The organism is Brevibacterium sp. RIT 803 (assembly GCF_016892625.1).
In the GTDB taxonomy this organism is placed as follows: Bacteria; Actinomycetota; Actinomycetes; order Actinomycetales; family Brevibacteriaceae; genus Brevibacterium.
Window position 1 is genome coordinate 1 of record NZ_JAFEMW010000010.1, and the last position, 1,704, is coordinate 1,704.

General features: G+C 58.4%; 1 protein-coding gene. It reads left to right on the plus strand.

The features are described 5' to 3' along the window. The first annotated feature begins 110 nt into the window (after positions 1-110). Positions 111-1,688, plus strand: a complete 1,578-nt coding sequence (locus JTF07_RS20200; RefSeq protein WP_204235983.1) for an IS1634 family transposase — start codon at positions 111-113, stop codon at positions 1,686-1,688. Positions 1,689-1,704: the final 16 nt, after the last annotated feature.

Here is a 1,704-nt window from a genome sequence, read left to right on the forward strand (position 1 = left end):
CCTGACTTGCACAGTCGGGGGCGATTTTCCGGGTTCGACTGGCGTTTATGCTGGTGACCTCGCCGTCGCCTCCTGGTTCGGGACACTAAATGGGTCCGTAGAATAGGTACATGAGCCTGCGATTGAGGAAAGTCCCGACCGCATCCGGGGCAACCGCGGTCCAGATCGTGACGAAACGCCACGGCAAACTCACCGTCATCGACCACCTCGGCTCCGCCCACACCCCAGCCCAACTCGCAGCACTCGAAGAAGCCGGCCGCGAGAAAATCAACGAATCGACCGGACAACTAGCCCTCGACCTCGACACCGGCAGCAACGTCTCGACAACATCGCGTCGGCGAGTGAAGGGATCAGCATCACGGCTGCTCATCGACACCATCCGCACCGCCTACGACCGACTCGGCTTCGATGTCATCGATGACAATGCGTTCTTCCAGCTCGTCCTCGCCAGACTTGTCGAACCTACATCGAAATCCGACAGCATCCGGGTCCTTGACGAGCTCGGTGCTGAAACGAAACACCGCAACACGTTCTCTGCCTGCCTCAAACGCGTCATCGATGACGACTACCGATCCCTGATCGCCGGCAAATGTTTCGACTACTCAGTCGCCACGACAGGGATCTCATTGATTCTCTACGATGTCACCACCCTGTACTTCGAAGCAGAGAAGGAGGACAGTCTGCGTAAGGTCGGGTATTCGAAAGAACGCCGCGTCGACCCACAGATTGTTGTTGGCCTCCTCGTCGATCGGACCGGATTTCCGTTAGAGATCGGGTGCTTCGAAGGCAACAAAGCAGAGACGTTCACGATGATACCGATCGTCAAGGGTTTCCAAGACCGCCACGGGGTCAGCGATATGGTCATCGTTGCTGATGCCGGAATGCTCTCAACCGCGAACCTCACAGAACTCGATGATGCCGGGCTACGGTTCATCGTGGGTTCGCGGCAGACGAAAGCACCAAACGATCTGGCAACGTTCTTCACCTGGAACGGGACAAACACTGATGATGGGCAGCTCGTCGATACGCTGACCCCAAGGACCACAGTCGGGTTGGATAAGAACCGGACGCTGACTCGTGCTGAGCCCATGTGGTCACCGGTTAAGCATCCGAAGGCGTGGCGGGCAGTGTGGCAATACCGACGCAAACGCGCCGTGCGGGACAGAGAGACACTGAATCTGCAGCGCAATCGGGCGATGCGCATCATTGACGGGGAGTCGAAGCCGAAGGCCGCACGGTTCGTGAAGACGAAGGGATCGACGAAGGTCTTCGACGAGTCCAGTTACGACAAGGCGGTGGGTCTGGCCGGGTGGAAGGGGTACGTCACTAACATCGAGGCCAAGGTCATGACCGCCCGTGAAGTCGTGGGTTCCTATCATGATCTATGGCATGTCGAGCAGTCTTTTCGGATGTCGAAGACTGACCTTCGGGCCCGTCCGATCTTCCATCGCACACGGGATGCGATTGAGGCGCATTTGACGGTCGTGTTCACGGCGTTGGCTCTCGCGCGGTTCATGCAAGAAGCCACAGGGTTGTCGTTGAAGAAGGTCATCACCACGCTGCGGCCGCTACGAGAGTTCGTCGGCGAGATCGATGGGCACGAGCTCGTGTTCCCGCCCGATGTCCCGCCGCAAGCCGCCGAGCTCATCAGCAATGTCGAAAACTTTGGTCCCGGGCCGGGACACTAAAACTGTGCAAGTCAGG

Bases quoted from the DNA above. Each gene is read 5' to 3' on its own strand.
- JTF07_RS20200 (WP_204235983.1), top strand. From the start codon at position 111: ATGAGCCTGCGATTGAGGAAAGTCCCGACCGCATCCGGGGCAACCGCG.